18 protein-coding genes are annotated in these 21,095 nt (G+C 73.1%); 14 read left to right on the top strand and 4 right to left on the bottom strand.

Annotated features, from left to right (window positions below; translation table 11 throughout):
* Window positions 1-89 precede the first annotated feature (89 nt).
* The gene (locus ROT00_RS09755; protein ID WP_251202224.1) at window positions 90-656 is read left to right on the top strand and encodes a LemA family protein; all 567 of its coding nucleotides are present in this window, start codon (window positions 90-92) and stop codon (window positions 654-656) included.
* 26 nt (window positions 657-682) lie between these two features.
* Window positions 683-1,558 (top strand): M48 family metalloprotease, encoded by an 876-nt coding sequence (locus ROT00_RS09750; protein ID WP_404774402.1) that lies wholly within the window; start codon window positions 683-685, stop codon window positions 1,556-1,558.
* A 70-nt stretch (window positions 1,559-1,628) separates the two neighbouring features.
* Here the strand turns inward: ROT00_RS09750 and ROT00_RS09745 are convergent, their stop codons facing one another.
* Window positions 1,629-3,071: a helix-turn-helix domain-containing protein gene (locus ROT00_RS09745; protein WP_404774400.1), complete on the bottom strand. Its 1,443-nt coding sequence runs from the start codon at window positions 3,069-3,071 to the stop codon at window positions 1,629-1,631.
* A gap of 210 nt (window positions 3,072-3,281) precedes the next feature.
* Between ROT00_RS09745 and ROT00_RS09740 the strand changes: the two genes are divergently transcribed.
* A complete protein-coding gene (locus ROT00_RS09740) occupies window positions 3,282-5,153 on the top strand; it encodes a phosphoenolpyruvate carboxykinase (GTP) (RefSeq protein ID WP_404774398.1) in 1,872 nt (623 codons plus the stop codon).
* Window positions 5,154-5,502: 349 nt separating this feature from the next.
* On the opposite strand, the gene ROT00_RS09735 is transcribed toward ROT00_RS09740, so the two are convergent.
* Window positions 5,503-7,386 carry an ABC transporter ATP-binding protein gene (locus ROT00_RS09735; RefSeq protein ID WP_404774397.1) on the bottom strand — a complete coding sequence of 628 codons (1,884 nt, stop codon included), beginning with the start codon at window positions 7,384-7,386 and terminating at the stop codon, window positions 5,503-5,505.
* Window positions 7,387-7,579: 193 nt separating this feature from the next.
* On the opposite strand from ROT00_RS09735, the gene ROT00_RS09730 reads away from it, so the two are divergent.
* From ROT00_RS09730 to ROT00_RS09685, 10 genes are all read left to right on the top strand, one after another.
* On the top strand, window positions 7,580-8,383 hold the full coding sequence (locus ROT00_RS09730; protein WP_404774395.1) for a sirohydrochlorin chelatase: 804 nt from the start codon (window positions 7,580-7,582) through the stop codon (window positions 8,381-8,383).
* 146 nt (window positions 8,384-8,529) lie between these two features.
* Entirely contained in the window at window positions 8,530-10,278 is a 1,749-nt protein-coding gene (locus ROT00_RS09725; RefSeq protein ID WP_404774393.1) for a nitrite/sulfite reductase, read from the top strand.
* On the top strand, window positions 10,275-11,036 hold the full coding sequence (locus tag ROT00_RS09720) for a phosphoadenylyl-sulfate reductase (protein ID WP_404774392.1): 762 nt from the start codon (window positions 10,275-10,277) through the stop codon (window positions 11,034-11,036). The genes ROT00_RS09725 and ROT00_RS09720 overlap by 4 nt, the downstream gene beginning before the upstream one ends.
* Window positions 11,033-12,022 (top strand): sulfate adenylyltransferase subunit CysD, encoded by a 990-nt coding sequence (gene cysD, locus ROT00_RS09715; protein WP_404774390.1) that lies wholly within the window; start codon window positions 11,033-11,035, stop codon window positions 12,020-12,022. The genes ROT00_RS09720 and cysD overlap by 4 nt, the downstream gene beginning before the upstream one ends.
* Window positions 12,022-13,335: a sulfate adenylyltransferase subunit 1 gene (locus tag ROT00_RS09710; protein WP_404774389.1), complete on the top strand. Its 1,314-nt coding sequence runs from the start codon at window positions 12,022-12,024 to the stop codon at window positions 13,333-13,335. The genes cysD and ROT00_RS09710 overlap by 1 nt, the downstream gene beginning before the upstream one ends.
* Window positions 13,336-13,428: 93 nt before the next feature.
* Window positions 13,429-14,520, top strand: a complete 1,092-nt coding sequence (locus ROT00_RS09705; protein WP_404774387.1) for an ABC transporter substrate-binding protein — start codon at window positions 13,429-13,431, stop codon at window positions 14,518-14,520.
* Window positions 14,520-15,275 carry an ABC transporter ATP-binding protein gene (locus tag ROT00_RS09700; protein ID WP_404774385.1) on the top strand — a complete coding sequence of 252 codons (756 nt, stop codon included), beginning with the start codon at window positions 14,520-14,522 and terminating at the stop codon, window positions 15,273-15,275. The genes ROT00_RS09705 and ROT00_RS09700 overlap by 1 nt, the downstream gene beginning before the upstream one ends.
* Window positions 15,265-16,299 (top strand): ABC transporter permease, encoded by a 1,035-nt coding sequence (locus ROT00_RS09695; protein WP_404774383.1) that lies wholly within the window; start codon window positions 15,265-15,267, stop codon window positions 16,297-16,299. Before ROT00_RS09700 ends, ROT00_RS09695 begins: the two co-directional genes overlap by 11 nt.
* Window positions 16,296-17,183 (top strand): uroporphyrinogen-III C-methyltransferase, encoded by an 888-nt coding sequence (gene cobA / locus ROT00_RS09690; RefSeq protein ID WP_404774381.1) that lies wholly within the window; start codon window positions 16,296-16,298, stop codon window positions 17,181-17,183. The genes ROT00_RS09695 and cobA overlap by 4 nt, the downstream gene beginning before the upstream one ends.
* Window positions 17,180-18,580 carry an FAD-dependent oxidoreductase gene (locus tag ROT00_RS09685; protein WP_404774379.1) on the top strand — a complete coding sequence of 467 codons (1,401 nt, stop codon included), beginning with the start codon at window positions 17,180-17,182 and terminating at the stop codon, window positions 18,578-18,580. Before cobA ends, ROT00_RS09685 begins: the two co-directional genes overlap by 4 nt.
* A 15-nt stretch (window positions 18,581-18,595) precedes the next feature.
* Here ROT00_RS09685 and ROT00_RS09680 read toward each other — a convergent pair whose 3' ends face one another.
* Window positions 18,596-18,823 carry a hypothetical protein gene (locus ROT00_RS09680; RefSeq protein ID WP_243568948.1) on the bottom strand — a complete coding sequence of 76 codons (228 nt, stop codon included), beginning with the start codon at window positions 18,821-18,823 and terminating at the stop codon, window positions 18,596-18,598.
* Between the two features lie 91 nt (window positions 18,824-18,914).
* Window positions 18,915-20,294, bottom strand: coding sequence for an MFS transporter (locus tag ROT00_RS09675; RefSeq protein ID WP_404774378.1), 1,380 nt, complete (start codon window positions 20,292-20,294; stop codon window positions 18,915-18,917).
* A gap of 275 nt (window positions 20,295-20,569) precedes the next feature.
* On the opposite strand from ROT00_RS09675, the gene ROT00_RS09670 reads away from it, so the two are divergent.
* On the top strand, window positions 20,570-21,031 hold the full coding sequence (locus ROT00_RS09670; RefSeq protein WP_404774376.1) for a DUF2269 family protein: 462 nt from the start codon (window positions 20,570-20,572) through the stop codon (window positions 21,029-21,031).
* Window positions 21,032-21,095 lie beyond the last annotated feature (64 nt).

The raw sequence follows: 21,095 nt of genomic DNA, 5'->3' as shown, positions 1-21,095 counted from the left end.
GTCTCATGGGAAATCCATCCGCCGCGAGGGGGCCGCGGATAAGATGAGACGGCACCCCGATTCCCCGCAGCGCTAGGAGCTGATCAGCCATGGAATGGCTCATTCCCGTCATCATCGTCGTCGCGCTGGTCCTCATCATCGGCATCTACCTGTGGGCCACGTACAACTCCCTCGTCACCCTCAACGTGCGGGTCGACGAGGCGTGGAGCGACATCACGGTGCAGCTGAAGCGCCGCGCCGACCTGATCCCGAACCTCATCGAGGCGGTCAAGGGCTACGCCGCGCACGAGAAGTCGGTCTTCGAGTCGGTGACGCAGGCGCGCGCCGAGACCCTCCAGGCGCAGGGCCCCGTCGAGGCCGGTGCCGCCGAGAACCACATGCAGCAGGCGCTGAAGTCGATCTTCGCGGTCGCCGAGGCCTACCCCCAGCTGCAGGCCAGCCAGAACTTCCTGCAGCTGCAGTCGGAGCTCGTCGACACGGAAGACAAGATCCAGGCCTCGCGCCGCTTCTACAACGGCGGCGTGCGCGAGCTGAACACGAAGATCAAGGTGTTCCCGAACACGCTCTTCGTGCGGAGCCTCGGCTTCCACGAGCGCGAGTTCTTCGAGGTCGCGGAGCCGGCGGCGATCGCCGAGCCGCCGCGCGTCCAGTTCTGACGCGAGTGGAGCGCTGACGCCACCCGATGTATCGCGCAATCGCCAAGAACAAACGCAACACCGTCTTCACCATCGTGCTGTTCCTGCTGATCATCGGCGGGCTCGGCTGGCTCGCCGCCGCGATCTACGGCAACCTGACGATCGTCGTCATCACCCTGGTCGTGGCGATCGGCTACGCCCTCATCCAGTACTTCACGGCCGACCGGCAGGCGCTCGCGATGTCCGGCGCCATCGAGATCACCTCGAAGGCCGAGCACCCGAGGCTCTGGCGCGTCGTCGAGAACCTGTCGATCACGACGGGCACGCCGATGCCCCGCGTCTACGTGGTCTCCGACCCGGCGCCGAACGCCTTCGCCACCGGCCGCGACCCGCAGCACGCCTCCGTCGCCGCGACCACGGGCCTGCTCGAGCTCATGGACGACGCCGAGCTCGAGGGCGTCATGGCGCACGAGCTCGGACACGTGCGCAACTACGACATCCGCCTCTCGATGATCGTGTTCGGCCTCGTCGTCGCTGTCGGCTTCATCTCCGACATGCTCGTGCGCATGGCCTTCTTCGGCCGGAACAACAACAACGGCAACCCGATCGTCATGATCTTCGGCATCGTCGCGATGCTCGTGGCGCCGCTCGTCGCGACCCTCGTGCAGCTCGCCGTGTCCCGCCAGCGCGAGTACCTCGCCGACGCGACCGGCGCGATGACGACCCGGCACCCCGACGCGCTCGCCCGGGCGCTGCTGAAGCTCGAGGCCTACGGGCGGCCCATGCAGCGGCAGAACACCTCCATGGCGCACCTCTGGATCGCCGACCCGCTGAAGCCCGGCATCGTCGACCGCCTCTTCGCCACGCACCCGCCGATCCCCGAGCGCGTGAAGCGCCTGCAGGAGATGGGCGGCAGCTTCTAGGAGCTGCGCGAGACGCGAATCGCAAGTCGCGCTTGGTGCCTGCTCCTGCTCGTCGTGCGCCCGGTGCCTGCTACTGCTCGGCGTGCGCCTCGAGGAAGGCGTAGACCTCGACGTCGTCGACGCCGGGGAAGGTGCCGGAGGGCAGCGGCGACAGCACGTGGGCGTGCAGCCGGGCGCTCGGCCACGCGCGGCCCGCCCAGCGCTCCGCGAGGCCGTCGGGCGCCCGGCGGCAGCAGTTCTCGTCGGGGCAGCTCGACGTTGCCCGCAGCGTCGTCTCGCGGCCGCGGAACCACTTCGCCTGGCTGAACGGCACGCCCACCGTGATCGAGAACTCCGCGGCATCCGTGCGCCCCGTCTGCGTCGCGCACCAGAAGGTGCCGGCGGGCGTGTCGGTGTACTGGTAGTTCTCGGTCGTGCGGTTCGTGTGCTCGAAGGCGGTGCGCGCGCTCCACTTCTTGCACACCCACTGCCCCTCGATCGAGCCCGTGACGTCGGTCGGCAGCGGCAGCCCGTCGTTCTCGTAGCCCTTCAGCAGCGCCCCGTCGCCCGCGACCCGGAGGAAGTGCAGCGTCATGTCGAGGTGCGAGGTGCCGAGGTTCGTGAAGCGGAGCGCGGCCGCCTCGTGGGTGACGCCGAAGGCGTCGCGGAAGTCCTCGATCGCGAGGCGCTTGTCCTTCTTCGCCTCCTGCAGGAAGGCGACGGATGCCTCCTGGGGCATCAGGCACGCGGCGGCGAAGTAGTTGATCTCGAGCCGCTGCCAGAGGAACTCGTCGTAGCTCGCCGGCGGCGTGTGGCCGAGCAGCCGGTGCGCCATCGCCTGGAGCGCCATCGAGCGGAGCCCGTGGCCGCCGGGGATCGACGCGGGCGGCAGGTAGATGCGGCCGTTCTCGAGGTCGGTGATCGACCGGGTGGAGTCGGGCAGGTCGTCGACGTAGATGAGCTTGAAGCCGAGCCGCTCGGCCATGACGCTCACCTCGCGGTGCGTGAGCGCGCCTGAGCGGTGCCCCGACGCGCGCACCTGCTCCTCGGCGAGCTGCTCGATGTCGGGGAGGTAGTTGGCGCGCTCGCGCATCCGCTCCCGCATCTCCGTGTTCGCCCGTCGCGCCTCCTCCGGCGTCGCGATCGCCTCGCTGGCCCGGCGCTGCAGCTCGCGGTGGAGCCCGACGATCGACTCCAGGGTCTCGTCGCTGATGCCGCGCCCGGCGCGGATCGGCGGCAGGCCGAGGCTCGCGTAGAGCGGGCTCGCCTGGGATCGGCCGAGCTCGAGCTCGAGCGCCGCCCGGCGGCTCGGCGCCTCCCGGGAGAGGAGCTCGGCGAGCTCGACGTCGAGGGCGGCGGCGAGGGCGTCGAGGGTCGAGAGCTTCGGCTCCCGTTTGCCGTTCTCGATCAGCGAGAGCTGGCTGCCCGCGAGGTCGACGAGCTCGCCGAGCTGGTCGAGGGTGAGGCCGCGCTCGCCGCGGAAGTGCCGGATGCGATGCCCGAGGGTCGCGAGGTCGGGGGTGCCCGCCTTCATCGCCAGATGCCCGCCGTGCGGGGGAGTGCGCCTGCCGTCATGGCTTAAGGATATCGAAAGATCGACGATTCTTTCCATCGATTTCGTCCAGATGACTGCTCGCTCTTCCCGCATTCTTGAACTACGAACCGATTCCGGTCCGTGTGAACCGGTTCCGGTTCGGCCGCCGCGGCCACGAGGTCGCGGCAGACACAGGAAGGCGCGACGACGATGACCCTCTCCGAGTTCTCCATCGGAACGGACTCCGACGCCCGCGATACCCCCCGCGGCACCACCGACCCGGCCCTCCGCGCCTGGGTCGACGAGATCGCCGCCCTCACGAAGCCCGACGAGATCGTCTGGTGCGACGGCTCCAAGCAGGAGGCCGACCTCCTCACGAAGCAGCTCGTCGCCGAGGGCAAGCTGATCAAGCTGAACCCCGAGTGGCGCCCCAACAGCTACCTCGCCCGCACCGACGCCTCCGACGTCGCCCGGGTCGAGGACCGCACCTTCATCTGCTCGACGTACGAGGAAGACGCCGGTCCGACCAACAACTGGCGCGACCCGCGCGAGATGCGCGAAGAGCTCGTCGACGTCTTCGACGGCTCCATGAAGGGCCGCACCATGTACGTGGTGCCGTTCTCGATGGGCCCGCTCGGCGGCCCCATCTCGCAGCTCGGCGTCGAGATCACCGACTCGCCCTACGTGGTGCTCTCGATGGGCATCATGACGCGCATGGGCGAGCAGGTCTACCGCCTCATCGAGGCCGGCGAGCCGTGGGTGCGCACCGTGCACTCGGTCGGCTACCCGCTCGTCGACGGCATCGGCCAGCGCCGCGACGAGATCGACTGGCCGTCGAACCCGACGAAGTACATCGTGCAGTTCCCGGACTCGCGCGAGATCTGGTCGTTCGGCTCCGGCTACGGCGGCAACGCCCTCCTCGCGAAGAAGTGCTTCGCGCTGCGCATCGCCTCGGTGATGGCGCGCGACGAGGGCTGGCTCGCCGAGCACATGCTGCTCATCAAGGTCACCTCGCCCGCCGGCAAGGTCTACCACATCGCCGCGGCGTTCCCCTCGGCGTGCGGCAAGACGAACCTCGCGATGCTCCGTCCGACGATCCCCGGCTGGACCGTGGAGACGATCGGCGACGACATCGCCTGGATGCGCCCCGGTGATGACGGCCGCCTCTACGCGATCAACCCCGAGGCCGGCTTCTTCGGCGTCGCGCCGGGCACCGGCGAGACCACGAACCCGACGGCCGTGCAGACCCTCTGGGGCAACACGATCTTCACGAACGTGGCGCTCCGGCCCGACGGCGACGTCTGGTGGGAGGGGCTCACCGACGAGGTGCCCGAGGAGCTCACCGACTGGCAGGGCCAGCCCTGGACGCCCGCGTCCGGCCGCCCCGCCGCGCACCCGAACTCCCGCTTCACGGTGGCCGCGGCGCAGTGCCCGCAGATCTCCGACGACTGGGACGCCCACGACGGCGTGCCGATCGACGCCATCCTGTTCGGCGGTCGCCGCGCGACCAACGTGCCGCTCGTCGCGCAGGCCCGTTCGTGGAAGCACGGCGTCTTCATGGGCGCGACGATCTCGAGCGAGAAGACCGCGGCCGCCGAGGGCACCGTCGGCGAGCTCCGCCGCGACCCGTTCGCGATGCTGCCCTTCTGCGGCTACAACATGGCCGACTACTGGGGCCACTGGGTGAAGATGGGCCGCGTGCTGGGCGACCGCGCGCCGCAGATCTTCCAGGTCAACTGGTTCCGCAAGGGCACCGACGGCTCCTTCCTCTGGCCCGGGTTCGGCGAGAACTCGCGCGTCATCGAGTGGATCGTCGGCCGGCTCGAGGGCGAGGCCGGCGCGAAGGAGACGCCGATCGGGCTGCTCCCCGCCGACGACGCGCTGAACCTCGACGGCCTCGAGATCACCGACGGCGAGCTCGAGCAGCTCTTCCACGTCGACCCGGCCTCGTGGCTCGCCGAGTGCGAGCTGACCGAGGAGTACTTCGGCCAGTTCGGCGACCGGGTGCCCGCCGCCCTGCGCGCCGAGCTGTCGAGCCTCCGCTACCACCTCGAGCACGGGCAGGTGCCCGTGACCGACTGACACACGGTCCCGTCGATCGTGCGCCCCGGCCACCGGGGCGCACGATCGAGCGGAGGAGGATCGCGCCGGGGTCCCAGGTCTGGCGCGATCCTCGTCCGCTCGATCGGACGGGCGGTTCGCCGCCGATGACGGGAAACGGCGCGGAATGCGTCATCATGGGATGCGCAGACCGATGGATGCTGCGGGCGCTGTGGGCACGGGAAGGCGCACCGCCCGCGGCATCCATGGGTCTACGGACCCGCCGCGGGCGTTGTGGGCACGGGAAGGCGCACCGCCCGCGGCAATCTCTTCGCACGAGACGCGAAACGGCCCGCTTCCGATCGGAAGCGGGCCGTTTCGCGCAGGCGCCTCAGACGAGGAGCTGGTGCTCCGCGAGCTCGCGGTAGAGCGGCACCTCGTCGACGAGCTCCGCGTGCGTGCCCTCGCCGATGATGCGCCCGCCGTCGAGCACGACGATCCGGTCGGAGTCCACGACGGTCGAGAGCCGGTGCGCGATGACGATGAGCGTGCGGCCCGCGGCGACCTCGTCGATCGCCTCCCGCATCATCCGCTCGTTCACGCCGTCGAGCGACGACGTCGACTCGTCGAGCAGCAGGATCGGCGGGGCGGCGAGGAGCGCGCGGGCGATCGCGAGCCGCTGGCGCTCGCCGCCGGAGAGCATGATGCCGTCCTCGCCGACCTGCGCGCCGAGCCCGGCGGGGTCGCGTTCGAGCACCCCGCCGAGGTTCACGGCGCGGAGCACGTGCTCGCACTCCTCGTCGCTCGCCTCGGGACTGCCGAGGAGCAGATTGTCGCGGAGGGTGCCGGCGAGCACCGGGGCATCCTGCTCGACGTAGCCGATCTGCGCGCGGAGCTCGGCGCGGTCGATCGAGCGGAGGTCGAGCCCGCCCATCCGCACCTCGCCGACCGAGGGGTCGTAGAAGCGCTCGACGAGCGCGAGGATCGTCGACTTGCCGGCGCCGGAGGGGCCGACGAGGGCGACGCGCTGCCCGCGCGGCACGGCGAAGGAGACGCCCCGGAGCACGGGCTGGCGCTCGGTGACGGAGGGCTCCGGCGCGTGGGCGTCGGCGGAGTCGTTGCCCGGGTCGGCCGGGTCCTGCGGCGACGTCGACGCGTACGCGAAGTGCACGTCGTCGAACTCGATCGCGGGGGCGTCGGGGCGGACGCCCTCGTTCGCCGGTCCGACGACGAGGGCGAGCGGGGCGAGCTCGCGGTCGTGCGCGTCCTCGTCGGGGAGGTCGAGGATCTCCTGGATGCGGCCGAGGGCGCCGAGGGCCTGGTTCACCGAGGTGATCGCGCCGAACGCCTGCCCGAGCGGCAGGATCATCATGAACAGGAACAGGATGAAGGCGACGAGGCTCGCGACCGTGATCGCGCCCGACGCCACCCGGAAGCCGCCGACGCCCAGCACGACGAGGAACGACACCTGCATCGCGATGCCCGCGATCGGCACGATGAGCGCCGAGATCTTCGCGACCTTCACGCCCATCCGCCAGGCGCCCTCGGCCTCGGCCTGGACGTCGGCGAGCTCGCGCTCGGTCGCGCCCGCCGCGCGGATCGTGCGCACCGAACTGATCGCCCGCTCGACGGAGGCGGCGACGTCGCCGACCTTCGCCTGGGCCGCGTGGGAGGCCTCGCGCACCCGCGCCGACAGGAGGGTCACCGTCGTGATGGCGACGGCGATGACGAGCACGGTGAGCCCGAGCAGCACCGGGTCGATGACGAGCATCGCGATGAGTGCGCCGACGAAGGTGACCGCGCCGCCGATCGCCTCGACGAGGCCCTGGGTGAGCACCGCCCGGAGCATGGTCGTGTCGCTGCCGACCCGGGAGACGAGGTCGCCCGTGCGCCGGGTGTCGAACTCCGCGATGGGCAGGCGGAGGAGCTTCGCGACGAGCTGCTTGCGGCTGGACAGCACGACGCCCTCGCCGGTGCGCTGCAGCAGGTAGTGCTGGTAGCCGGTGATGATGCCGCTCACGACGACGAGCGCGATCAGCGCCCAGACGATCCAGCCCAGCGGGTCGCCGGCCTCGACGACGGTGATCACCTGGCTCACGAGGAGCGGCTGGGCGAGGCTCGCGAGCGCGCCGATGATCGAGAGGATCGCGACCCAGACGAGCACGGGACGGTGCTCGAACACGAAGGGCAGCAGCTGGCGGAAGGTGGCGCGCGGGCCCGGAGGAGTCTCGCGGCGGCCGAAGCGGGAACGGGCGGGAGAGGTCGGGGTGCTCATCGGTCTAGCAGCCTACGCCGTCGGCCTCGGAGCTCGCCCAGGGTCGAGCGCGGGCGGATGCCTCCGGCGGACGGGCGGATGCGTCCGATGGACGGGCGGATGCCTCCGGCGGACGGGCGGATGCGGCCGACGGACGGACGGACGGATGCCGCTGCCGGCCCCGGCGCACCGGCGGGTACGGCACGATGGAGGGATGACCCGTCCTGCGCTCGTCGCGATCTCGCACGGCACCTCCTCGCCCGACGGCAGCGCCGCCGTCCGCGGCCTCGTCCAGGCCGTCGGCGCCCGGCTCATGCGCGGGGGCGGGCAGCTGCCCGGCGCGGCGGCGGGTGCCGCAGGCTCCGGTGCGGCGGGCTCCGGCGCGGCGGCGCTCCGGCTCGGCCACGTCGACGTGGAGCAGCCCGATGTGCCGGCCACCCTCGCGAGCCTCCCGGCGGGCATGCCCGCGGTCGTCGTGCCGCTGCTCCTGTCGGCCGGCTACCACGTGCACGTCGACCTCACCGAGGCCGTCGCCGCCGAGCGGAGCCGAGCCGTCGTGCTCGCCGGCGCGCTCGGGCCCGACGATCGGCTCGCGCGCGTGCTCGTCCGGCGCCTCCTCGAGGCGGACTGGCGGGCCGGGGAACCGGTCGTGCTCGCCGCCGCCGGATCGAGCGACGCCCGCGCCGTCGTGGACTGCGAGGCGATGGGGGAGCGGCTCGCGCGCGAGCTCGGCGCACCCGTCACGGTCGGCTACCTCTCCGCGGCGGAGCCGACGCTCGACGAGGCGGTCCGCCGGGCGGCCGGCTCCCCGGCGGCCGCCGGGCGCCGGGTCGTCGTCGCGAGCTACCTCCTCGCCCCAGGCTACTTCCAGGACCTCGCCGTCGACACCGCTCGCGCGGCGGGCGCCGCGGCGATCACCGAACCGCTGCTCCGTCCCGGTGTGCTGCCGCCGGACGAGCTCGCCGAGCTCGTCGTCGACCGCTTCGAAGCGGCCGCCGCCCGCCTGTCAACCATGTGACGGAATGCGGCGCGCCGAGACATCCCGTTTCATCGCGTGACGACCCCCGTCGTCACGAACGTGCCGCCGGATTCCCCCTCGCCTAGCGTCGCTCCGACGGCGATCATCGCCGTCCCCCGGACGGGGGTGAGTGGCGGGGAGCTGGCATGACGCTGGGCGACACGGAGACGAGGACGGCCGAGCAGGCCGCGCCGGCCCGGCGCGCCGCGGGCGTCCGCCCGACGCGCGGGGCGAACAAGCCCAACGGGCAGTGGAAGGTCGACGGCCGCGCCCCCCTCAACGCGAACGAGGAGTGGAAGCAGCAGGACGGCGGGCTCGCGGTGCGCGAGCGCATCGAGCGGATCTACGCCAGCGGCGGCTTCGCGAGCATCGACCCGACCGACCTGCACGGCCGCTTCCGCTGGTGGGGGCTGTACACGCAGCGCAAGCCCGGCATCGACGGCGGCAAGACCGCGACGCTCGAACCCCACGAGCTCGAGGACGAGTACTTCATGCTCCGCGTCCGCATCGACGGCGGCCAGCTCACCACCGAGCAGCTGCGCACCATCGGCGGCATCTCCACCGAGTTCGCGCGCGACACGGCCGACCTCACCGACCGGCAGAACGTGCAGCTGCACTGGGTGCGGGTCGAGGACGTGCCCGAGATCTGGCGCCGGCTGGAGGCCGTCGGGCTCTCGACGACGGAGGCGTGCGGCGATGTGCCCCGGGTCATCCTCGGTTCGCCCGTCGCCGGCATCGCCGCGGACGAGCTCATCGACCCGACGCCGCAGATCGAGGAGATCCAGCGCCGCTACATCGGCGATCCGGAGTTCGCGAACCTGCCGCGCAAGTTCAAGAGCGCGATCACCGGCCACCCGAGCCAGGACGTCGTGCACGAGATCAACGACGTCGCGTTCGTCGCGGTGGAGCACCCCGAGCTCGGCGTCGGCTACGACCTCTGGGTCGGCGGCGGCCTCTCGACCGCGGCCCATCTCGCCGTGCGCACCGGCACCTTCGTCGCCCCCGAACGGGTCGCGGAGGTCTGGGAGGGCGTCGTCTCGATCTTCCGGGACTACGGCTACCGCCGGTTGCGCAACCGCGCGCGGCTCAAGTACCTCGTCGCGGACTGGGGCGCCGAGCGGTTCCGTGAGGTGCTCGAGACCGAGTACCTCGCGCAGCCGCTGCCCGACGGCCCGCCGGCGCCGAAGCCGCTCGCGCAGGGCGACCACGTCGGCGTGCACCGGCAGCACGACGGCCGCTACTACCTCGGCGCGACCCCGCTCGTCGGCCGCGTCTCGGGCACGATCCTCACGGGGATCGCCGAGCTGCTCGAGCGCGTCGGCTCCGGACGGCTGCGCACCACGCCGCACCAGAAGCTCGTCCTGCTCGACATCGAGGAGCGCCACATCGAGGAGGTCGTCGCCGAGCTCGACCGGCTGGGCCTGCAGGTGCGGCCGAGCCTCATCCGCCGCGGGGCGATCGCGTGCACCGGCATCGAGTTCTGCAAGCTCGCGATCGTCGAGACGAAGCAGACCGCGTCCCGCGCGGTCGTGCAGCTCGAGGAGCGGCTCGCGGGCCTCGACCTGCCGCACCCGATCAGCCTGCACGTGAACGGCTGCCCGAACTCCTGCGCCCGCATCCAGACCGCCGACATCGGCCTGAAGGGCCAGCTCCTGCCCGACGGCGACGGCGGGCAGACGCCCGGCTTCCAGGTGCACCTCGGCGGCGGGCTCGCCTCCGCGCACCGCGAGGAGGCCGGCACCGGCCGCACGGTCCGCGGGCTGAAGGTCACCGCGGACGGGCTCGCCGACTACGTCGAGCGGGTCGTGCGCCGCTACCTCGCCGAGCGCGACGCCGCCGCGGGCGAGACGTTCGCCGAGTGGGCGCACCGGGCCGACGAGGAGGCGCTCCGATGAGCGGGACGGCGGGCGCGACGCTCGCGCCCCGGCGCGCGCGGACGAGGGATGCCGCGGAGCTCCGCGCGCTCGCCGAGGCCGGCGCCGCCGAGCTGGCGGCGGCCGGTGACGGCGGGCGCGAGGCGAGCGCCCACGCCGTCGTCGCCTGGGTCGCCCGGCACTTCGACGCGGAGCTCGCGGCCGTCGCCTGCTCGATGGCCGACGCGGTGCTGCCGCACCTCGTCGCGCAGTCGCTGCCGGGCGTCGACGTGCTCTTCCTCGACACCGGCTACCACTTCGCCGAGACCCACGAGACGCGCGCCGCCGTCGCGGCCGCGCTCGAGGTGCGGGTCGTCGACGTCCGCCCGGCGCAGACCGTCGCCGAGCAGGACGCCGAGTTCGGTGCGCAGCTCTTCGGCCGCGACCCGGGGCTCTGCTGCCAACGGCGCAAGGTCGAGCCGCTCCAGCGCTCCCTCGCCGGCTACGAGCTGTGGTTCACCGGGGTGCGCCGCGACGAGGCGCCGACCCGGGCGGGCACGCCGCTCGTCGCGTGGGACGAGCGCAACGGGCTCGTCAAGGTGAACCCGCTCGCCGCGTGGAGCTTCGACGAGCTGACGGACTACGCGACCGCGTTCGGGGTGCCCGTGAATCCGCTGCTCGGCCGCGGCTACCCCTCCATCGGCTGCGAGCCGTGCACGAAGCCGGTCGCCGCCGGTGAGGACCCGAGGTCCGGCCGCTGGGCCGGCCTCGCCAAGACGGAATGCGGGTTGCACCTATGACGACGACGACGTCCGCCGCGGCACCATCCACCGCCGCGTCAGCCACCGGTGCGTCATCCACCGCCGCGCCGCGGTCCGCGACCGGCGGGCCGAACGCGCTCGACGTGCTCGACCAGCTCGAGTCCGAGGCGATCCACATCATCCGCGAGGTCGTGGCCGAGTTCGAGCGGCCCGTGCTGCTGTTCTCCGGCGGCAAGGACTCCGTCGTGGTCCTGCACCTCGCGACGAAGGCGTTCTGGCCGGGCCGGGTGCCGTTCCCGGTGCTGCACGTCGACACCGGGCACAACTTCCCCGAGGTGCTGGCGTTCCGGGACGAGACCGTCGCCCGCCTCGGCATCCGCCTGGAGGTCGCGCGCGTGCAGGACTACCTCGACGACGGCCGCCTGCAGGAGCGCGCCGACGGCACGCGGAACCCGCTGCAGACCCAGCCGCTCCTCGACGCCATCGCCGCGGGCCGGCACGACGCCGTCTTCGGCGGCGCCCGCCGCGACGAGGACAAGGCCCGCGCGAAGGAGCGCATCCTGAGCCTCCGCGACGAGTTCGGCCAGTGGGACCCGCGCAACCAGCGCCCCGAGCTCTGGAGCCTCTACAACGGGCGGCACACCCCGGGCCAGCACGTGCGCGCCTTCCCCATCTCGAACTGGACCGAGCTCGACGTCTGGCGCTACCTCGAGCGCGAGCGGATCGAGCTGCCGCCGCTGTACTTCGCGCACGAGCGCGAGGTGTTCCGACGCGACGGGATGTGGCGCGCGGTGGGCGAGCACTCGCTGCCGCGCCCGGACGAGCCCGTCGAACGGCGCACCGTGCGCTACCGCACGGTCGGCGACATGAGCTGCACGGGCGCCGTCGAGTCGGCGGCCGCCGACCTCGCCGCCGTGACCGCCGAGGTCGCCGCTTCGACCCTCACCGAGCGCGGGGCGACCCGGGCCGACGACCGCATCTCCGAGGCCGCCATGGAGGACCGCAAGAAGGACGGGTACTTCTGATGAGCACGCTGCTGCGCTTCGCGACCGCCGGGTCGGTCGACGACGGCAAGTCGACCCTCGTCGGGCGGCTGCTGCACGACGCGAAGGCGATCCTCGCCGACCAATTCGCCCAGATCGAGTCGGCGAGCCGCGCCCGCGGCTTCGGCGGCGACGCGGGCGGCTTCGACTTCGCGCTGCTCACCGACGGGCTCCGCGCCGAGCGCGAGCAGGGCATCACGATCGACGTGGCCTACCGCTACTTCGCGACCGACCGGCGCTCGTTCATCCTCGCCGACTGCCCGGGCCATGTGCAGTACACGCGCAACATGGTGACGGGGGCGACGACGGCCGACGCGGTCGTCGTGCTCGTCGACGCGAGGAAGGGCGTGCTCGAGCAGACGCGCCGTCACCTCGCGGTGGTGAGCCTGCTGCGGGTCCCGCACGTCGTGGTCGCAGTGAACAAGATCGACCTCCTCGACTACGACGCCGCGGTGTTCGAGCGCGTCGCCGCGGACGTCGTCGCCGTCGCCCGTGAGCTCGGCCTCGACGGCGTCCACGTCGTCCCGGTCTCCGCGCTCGCCGGCGACAACGTCGTCGAGCGCTCCGCCCGCACGTCGTGGTACCGGGGGCCGGCGCTGCTCGAGCTCCTCGAGACGCTCCCGTCCGCGGCGGAGCTCGCCGAGCGCGAGGACGGCGACGGGGCGTTCCGGCTCGACGTGCAGCTCGTGCTGCGGCCGCAGGGGGCGCTCGCGCCCGAGCTCGTGTCACGTCCGGACGCGGCCGAGGCCTACCGCGACTACCGCGCCTTCGCCGGGCGGGTCACGAGCGGCACCGTGCGCCGCGGCGACCTCGTCGAGGTGCTGCCCGCCGGGATCCTCACGACCGTCGTCGGCATCGACACCGCGGACGGCGAGCTCGCGGAGGCGCGCGCGCCCCGCTCGGTCGCACTGCGGCTGGCGGACGAGGTGGATGCCTCGCGCGGCGCGGTCGTCGTGGCGGCGGATGCCGCGCCGGCGGCCGTGCGGGAGCTCGAGGCGGAGCTGTTCCAGCTCGACGCCCGTCCCCTCGTGCCCGGTGCGCGCGTGCTCGTGAAGGCGGGCACCGCCACCGTGCCGGCGCTCGTCACCGGCATCCTCGGCCGCCGCGACCTCGACACCCTCGAGACGACGCCCGCCGATCGGCTCGAGACGAACGACATCGGCCGCGCCGTCCTGCGCCTCGGCGCCGAGCTGCCGATCGAGGAGTACGCCGCGAACCGCGCGGCGGGCGCGTTCCTCGTCATCCACCCGCAGGACGGCGCGACCCTCGCCGCCGGCACCCGAAGCAGCGGCTGAGTCCGCCGCGCGAGCACCCCACGACCGCACCACCGCGATCCCGCACCACCGCGATCCCGCACCACCCACCGCAATCCAGAGGAGGCGACCACCATGCACCACCGCACCATCCGATCCAGCCGTGTCATCCGAGCGATCGCGGTCATGGGGCTCGGGGCCGCCATGCTCACCGGCTGCGCCGCGAATGCCACCGCCGAGCCCGGCGGCGACGCCGCGACGACGGCGCCCGCCGCGGAGCTCCGGCTCGGCTACTTCGCGAACGTCACGCACGCCCCCGCCCTCGTCGGGCTCGAGGAGGGCTTCTTCGCCGACGCGCTCGGCGACACGAAGCTCAGCACGGAGGTGTTCAACGCGGGACCGGCCGCCGTCGAGGCGCTCTCGGCGGGCGCGATCGACGCCGCGTACATCGGCCCGAACCCGGCGATCAACACCTTCGTGAAGTCCGGCGGGGAGTCCGCGGTCGTCGTCGCGGGCGCCGCCTCCGGCGGTGCCGCACTCGTCGTCCGCGACGGCATCGACGCGCCGGCCGACCTCGCCGGCGCGACGCTCGCGACCCCGCAGCTCGGGAACACCCAGGACGTCGCGCTCCGCACCTGGCTCGCCGACGAGGGCTTCACCACCGACACGACGGGCGGCGGCGACGTGCACATCACGCCGACCGAGAACGCGCAGACTCTGACGCTGTTCCAGCAGGGGCAGCTCGACGGCGCCTGGCTCCCGGAGCCCTGGGTGTCCCGGCTCGTGCTCGAGGGGGGCGCGCACGTCCTCGTCGACGAGGCCGAGCTGTGGCCGGACGGCGACTTCCCGACGACGGTGCTGCTCGTGTCGAAGTCCTTCCTCGCCGAGCACCCCGAGACCGTCCGCGCCCTCGTCGAGGGCCACGCCGACGCCGTGCGGTTCATCGCCGACGAGCCCGCGCAGGCCGCCGCCGACCTCAACGCGAAGCTCGCCGCCGACACCGGCAAGCCGCTCGACGAGGCCGTGCTCGCCCGGGCGCTCGAGCACGTCCGCTTCACGGTCGACCCGGTCGCCGGCACCTTCGCCGAGGTCCTCGCGAACGGCGTCGCCGCGGGCACCGCGAAGGACGGCTCCATCGACGGGCTGTTCGCGCTCGGCATCCTGAACGAGGTGCTCGAGGCGCGCGGCGAGCCCGCGGTCTCGGCCGGCGGGCTCGGGACGGACTGATGGCCACGGCGATCCGTCTGTCCGGCGTCGGCAAGCGCTTCGGCGGGCCGCGCTCGCCGCTCGTGCTCGACGGCATCGACCTCGACGTCGCCGAGGGGGAGTTCGTGTGCCTGCTCGGCGCCTCCGGCTGCGGCAAGTCGACGCTGCTGAACCTCGTCGCCGGTCTCGACGCCCCGACGTCGGGCGCGATCGAGGTGCCGGGCGACGGCGCCGCCGTCATGTTCCAGGAATCGGCGCTCATGCCCTGGCTCACCGCCCGGCGGAACGTCGAGCTCGCCCTGCGCCTCCGCGGCGCGCCCCGGGCCGGCCGGCGCGCCGAGGCCGAGCGGCTGCTCGCGCTCGTGAACCTCGCCGACGCCGCCGACCAGCGCCCGCACGAGCTCTCCGGCGGCATGCGGCAGCGCGTCGCGCTCGCCCGGGCCCTCGCGCAGGACCGCACCGTGCTGCTCATGGACGAGCCCTTCGCCGCCCTCGACGCGATCACCCGCGACCTGCTGCACGAGGAGCTCGAGCGGGTCTGGCGGGAGACCGGGCGCACCATCCTCTTCGTGACGCACAACGTGCACGAGGCGGTGCGCCTCGCCCAGCGGATCGTGCTGCTCTCGAGCCGCCCGGGCCGCATCGCGGGGGAGTGGCGGGTCGACGGCCCAGAGCTCGACGGCCCAGAGTTCGACGGCCCCGGGCTCGACGCCCAGCGGGTCGCCCGCGAGATCACCGAGCGACTGCGGAAGGAGATCGCGAGCAATGCCGCCTGAACTCGTGCGCGACGCACTCGCGGAGGACGCCACCGGCGCGACGGCGACGGACGCCCCGGCCAAGCCGGATGCCCCGGCGCTGCAGGATGCCCCGGCGCAGCAGGATGCCTCAGCGCAGTCGGCTGACCCGGCCGGTGCCGTGCCCGCCCACCCTTCGGCGAGCGAGCTGCGGGCCCTCGAGGCCGGCCTCGACCGGCTGCAGACCGCCCCCGCGGAGCGGGAGCCCTGGTGGCGACGGGCCGCGCGCGGCGTGCTGCCGCCCATCGTGCTGCTCGTGGTGCTCGTCGTGGTCTGGCAGGCGTACACCGTCATCGCCCAGCCCCGGCCCGATCTGTACCCCGGCCCGCTCGACGTGCTCGCCTCCATCGGCTCGGCCTGGGAGTCCGGGCGGCTCCAGCTCGCCGTCGGCACGAGCCTCGAGCGCGGCGTCGTCGGCTTCCTCATCGCGACGGCGATCGGCACCCCGCTCGGGTTGCTGCTCGCCGAGTCCCGGCCGCTGCAGCGCGCCTTCGGGCCGTTCGTGTCCGGGCTGCAAGTGCTGCCCTCCGTCGCGTGGGTGCCCGCCGCGATCATCTGGTTCGGGCTCTCCGACGCGACGGTGTACTTCGTCATCCTGATGGGCGCCGTGCCCTCGATCGTGAACGGCCTCGTCGCCGGCGTCCGCCAGGTGCCGCCGCAGCTGCGCCGGGTCGGCCGGGTGCTCGGCGCGAACCGGGCCGAGCTCGCCGCGCTCGTCGTGCTGCCCGCCGCGCTCCCGGGCTACCTCGCGGGCCTGAAGCAGGGCTGGGCGTTCTCGTGGCGCTCGCTCATGGCCGCGGAGATCATCGCGACGGGCGGTTCGATCGGCTTCGGCCTCGGGGCGCTCCTCGACCAGGGGCGGCAGCTCGCCGACCTCTCCTCGGTGTTCGTCGCGATCCTCGCCATCCTCTTCATCGGCATCCTCGTCGAGCTCGCCGTGTTCGCCCCGCTCGAGCGGGCGCTGCTGCGCCGGCGCGGGCTGCTGCCGGCGGGAGGCGCACGATGAGCGCGGCGCCGCGCGCGCGCCGCATCGGCGGCGGTCGCGGGCTCGTGCAGCTCGTCGGCGCAGGGCCGGGCGAGCTCGGCCTGCTCACCGTGCGCGGGCTGCGGGCGATCGAGGCCGCCGAGGTGATCGTCGCCGACCGGCTCGGCGCCCGCGCCGTGCTCGACCAGCTCGAGGCCGAGCGCGGCCGGCCCCTCGACGCGGAGATCGTCGACGTCGGCAAGCGGCCCGGGCACCACGCCGTGCCGCAGGAGGGCATCATCGCGCTCCTCGTCGAGCTCGCCCGCGCCGGCCGCCGCGTCGTGCGGCTGAAGGGCGGCGACCCCTACGTCTTCGGCCGCGGCGGCGAGGAGCTCGCGGCGTGCCGCACCGCCGGGGTCGACGTCGAGGTCGTGCCCGGCATCACGAGCGCGATCGCCGTGCCCGCCGTCGCCGGCATCCCGCTCACCCACCGCGGGCTCGCGACCGCGTTCACCGTCGCCACCGGGCACGACCAGATCGCCGAGCTCGGCGGCGGACGCGACCACACCGTCGTGCTCCTCATGGGCGTCGGCACGCTCGCGAACTCCGCGACGACCCTCGCGCGCGGCGAGCGCGGCGCCGGCTGCCCCGTCGCGATCGTCGAGGACGGCTACGGCGCGGGGCAGCGCGTCACGATCGGCACCCTCGGCACCATCGCCGTGCAGGCGGCGCTCCGCGGCGTGCGCTCGCCCGCGGTCGTCGTCGTGGGCGACGTCGTGCGGCTGAGCCCCTACGCGCCCGTCGAGCTCGCCGTCGACGGCCACGCCGTGGCCGTCGCTCACGACCCCTTCACCCCGCTCGGCGGCGCGGCATCCGACCCCGGAGCGCCGCAGGCCGGCGCGATCCCCGAGAAAGGCTCCAGATGACCCTCCCCGCCCTCCGCGTCGCGATCGTCGGCGCCGGCCCCGCCGGCGTGTACGCGGGCAACCTGCTGCGCGCCGCCGTCGCGGACGCCGGCGGCTCCGTCGCGATCGACCTGTTCGAGTCGCTGCCGGCCCCGTACGGGCTCATCCGCTACGGCGTCGCGCCGGACCATCCGCGGATCAAGGGCATCGTCGCGTCCCTGCACGAGATGCTCGACGAGCCGGGCATCCGCTTCCTCGGGAACGTCGAGATCGGCCGCGACCTCGGCATCGACGAGCTGCACGCCCGCTACCACGCGGTGATCCTCTCGACCGGGGCGATCCGCGACGCCGCGCTCGACGTCCCCGGCATCGGGCTGCCGGGCTCCCACGGGGCGGCCGACTTCGTCGCCTGGTATGACGGGCACCCGGACGTCCCGCGCGAGTGGCCGCTCGAGGCCCGCGAGCTCGCCGTGATCGGCAACGGCAACGTCGCCCTCGACATCGCCCGGATCCTCGCGAAGCACCCGGTCGACCTCCGCGGCACCGAAGTGCCGGAGAACGTGCTCGCCGGACTGGAGGCCTCGCCGGTGACCGACGTGCACGTCTTCGGCCGGCGCGGCCCCGCGGACGTGAAGTTCACGCCCATCGAGCTGCGCGAGCTCGGCGAGGTGCCCGGGGTCGACGTCGTGCTCGACGAGGCCGACTTCGCGGCCGAGGACGCGCTCGCCGAGGCGGGCGAGACGCCCGCGGGCCGCACGAACCAGGTGAAGATCATGCTCCGCACCCTGAACTCGTGGCGCGGCCGCAGCACCGGGGCGCCGCGTCGCCTGCACCTGCACTTCCACCACGCGCCGGTCGAGGTGCTCGGCTCGGAGCGGGTCGAGGGCGTGCGCTTCGAACGCACCGAGGTGCGGGCCGACGGGGTGGTGCGGGGCACGGGCGAGCTCCGCGACGTCGCCGTGCAGGCCGTGTACCGCGCCGTCGGCTACTTCGGCTCGCCGATCGACGGGGTGCCTTTCGACGAGTCGCGCGGGGTCGTGCCGAACGAGGGAGGCCGCGTGCGGGCGGGCGACGGCGCGCCGGTGCCGGGACTCTACGCCACCGGCTGGATCAAGCGGGGCCCCGTCGGGCTCATCGGTCACACGAAGAGCGACGCGATGGAGACCGTGGCGAACCTCGTCGAGGACGCGGGAGCGGGGCGGCTCCGGGCGCCGAGCGTGCCGGATGCCGAGACGGAGCTGCTCGAGCTCCTCGACTCGCGCGGGGTGGAGTACACGACGTGGGCCGGCTGGCTCGCCCTCGATGCGCACGAGCGCGGCCTCGGCGAGGCCGACCGGTACCCGCGCGAGCGGGTCAAGCTCGTGCCGCGCGACGCGCAGGTGCGGGTGTCCCGGGAGGGGGCGCTCGCCGCGCGCTGAGGGGCGCGCCGCGGCTCAGCCGCGGCCGTACTTCTTGTGCACCGCCTGCTTGCTGACCTCGAGCGCGAGGGCGATGAGCTGCCAGCTCGAGCCCTGCGCCCGGGCGCGCCGCACGGCGAGCGCCTCGGCGCGGTCGAGCTCCCGGGTGAGCTCGACGCGCGCTCGGTGCAGCTCGCGGAGCGCGCGGTAGGGATCGTCGCCGTCGGCGGCGGCGATCGCGGTGGAGAGTCCGGTCACGTCCATGCCGTCAATCATCGTTGACGGCATGGATGTTGTCAATCCGAGTTGACGGAGTTGGTACCGGAGCCGGTACCGGAGCCGGACCCGGAGCCGTTCAGAGCACCGCCGAGGACTCGAGGCCCGCCTCGTCGAAGTCGACGTCGCGCGTCTCCTTCGAGACGAGGAGCGCGATGAGGGTCAGCACGCCCATCGCCGAGAGGTAGACGCCCACCCAGAACGGGCTGCCGCCGCCGGCCTGCCAGAGCGCCACCGCGATGAACGGGGCGACCGCGGCGCCGAGGATCGACGACACGTTGTACGAGATCCCCGAGCCCGTGTAGCGCACGTTCGTCGGGAAGAGCTCCGGCAGCAGCGCCCCCATCGGGCCGAACGTCATGCCCATGAGCGCGAAGCCGACGACGAGCCAGGTCATCACCCCGGCGAAGCCGGCGGAGAGCAGCGGCACCCAGACGAGGCCGAACGCGATGATGCCGAGGGTCACCCAGATGAGCGTGCGGCGCCGGCCCCAGCGGTCGGCCCAGGGGCCGGAGAGCAGGGTGAAGACGCCGAAGAAGAGCACGCCGCCGATGAGCATCAGCACGAAGGTGTTGTACGAGTAGCCGAGGCCGGGCAGCGCGCCGTCGGCCGCCTCGACCGGGGCCCGCCCGTAGCTCAGCGAGAACGTCGTCATCAGGTAGAAGAGCACGTAGGTCGCGAGCATGAAGAAGGTGCCGAGGATCAGCTGCTTCCAGTACGAGCGGAACACCGTCGCGAGCGGGAGGCGCTGGATGCGGCCCTGCTGCTCCGCCTTCGAGAACGCGGCCGACTCGACGAGCCGCAGCCGCACCCAGAGGCCGACGGCCACCATCACGATTGAGAACAGGAACGGGATGCGCCAGCCCCAGTCGAGGAACGCCTGCGAGGGCATCGACGGGTCGTCGGAGGGCAGCGCCGCCGCGATGATCAGGAACAGCCCGTTGGCGATGATGAAGCCGATCGGCGCGCCGAGCTGCGGGAAGGTGCCGTACCAGGCGCGCTTGCCCTTCGGCGCGTTCTCCGTCGCGACGAGCGCCGCACCCGACCACTCGCCGCCGAGCGCGAAGCCCTGCGCGATGCGGAGGATGACGAGGAGGAGCGGGGCGAACCAGCCGACCGCGAGGTAGGTCGGCAGCACGCCGATGAGGAACGTCGCGATGCCCATCGTGAGGAGCGCCCCGACGAGCGTCGCCTTGCGGCCGATCTTGTCGCCGAGGTGGCCGAACACGACCGCGCCGAGCGGCCGGGCGACCATCGCGGCGCCGAAGACGGCGAAGGAGGAGAGCAGCGCGGTCGTCGCGTCGCCGGTCGGGAAGAACAGGTGCGGGAAGACGAGGACCGCCGCGGTCGCGTAGACGTAGAAGTCGTAGAACTCGATCGTGGTGCCGATGAGGCTGGCGAGGATGACCCGGCTGCGCGGATTGGCCGGCGCGGCGGGGGCGGTCGATGGGGCTGACATGCTGCAGAGACTCCGTGCGGTTCGATGCCCCCGGCGGACTGGCGTCGGTCTGGCGTCGGTTCCGCTGGTGGCGGGATGATCTGCTGCTTGTGGCAACCCACAAACCTTACGCGCGTCGCCCGCGAACGGGGGCCCTGCTGCGACGAGCGGTCGCATCCGGGCGACGAACGGCGGCGGCGCGGCGGCGGAGCGGAGGCCCCGGCTCGCGGCGAGGCATCCGGCGCGTCAATCGAAGGTTCGAAGCGGCGGCCGGGCCGCCTCGTTAGGCTGGGGCCATGGACACCATCTTCACCGTTCTGCACGTCGTCACCGCGGTCTTCATCGTCGGGCCGATGGCGATCATCCCGATGACGGCGATGCGGGCGGTGCGCGCGGGCAACGCGGCGCAGGTCCGCGTCCTCGCGAAGTCGACGACGATCTTCAGCTGGCTCTCGCTCATCGTCTTCGTGCTCGGCTTCGGCGTCATGGGCATGGCCGACGAGAAGTACGGCCTCACGTTCACGACCCCGTGGATCCTCTGGTCGATCATCCTCTACGTCATCGCCTTCGCGCTCAGCGTGTTCGTCGTCGTCCCGGCGATGAACAAGGCCGCCGACGCCCTCGAGGCGAGCGCGGCGGCGAGCGCCGGCGGCGCGGTGGCCGCCGAGAAGTCGGGCTACCCGGCGATCGCCGCGGGCAGCGGCATCGTCTCGCTCCTCCTCGTCGTGGTCGTCGTGCTGATGGTCTGGAAGCCGTAACGCAGCCACGCACGACGAAGCGCCTCGGAACCGACCGGTTCCGAGGCGCTTCCTCGTGCTGAGC

It is taken from the genome of Agromyces mediolanus, from assembly GCF_044917495.1.
Lineage (GTDB): Bacteria > Actinomycetota > Actinomycetes > Actinomycetales > Microbacteriaceae > Agromyces > Agromyces mediolanus_B.
This window is presented reverse-complemented; position numbering and strand designations above follow the sequence as displayed.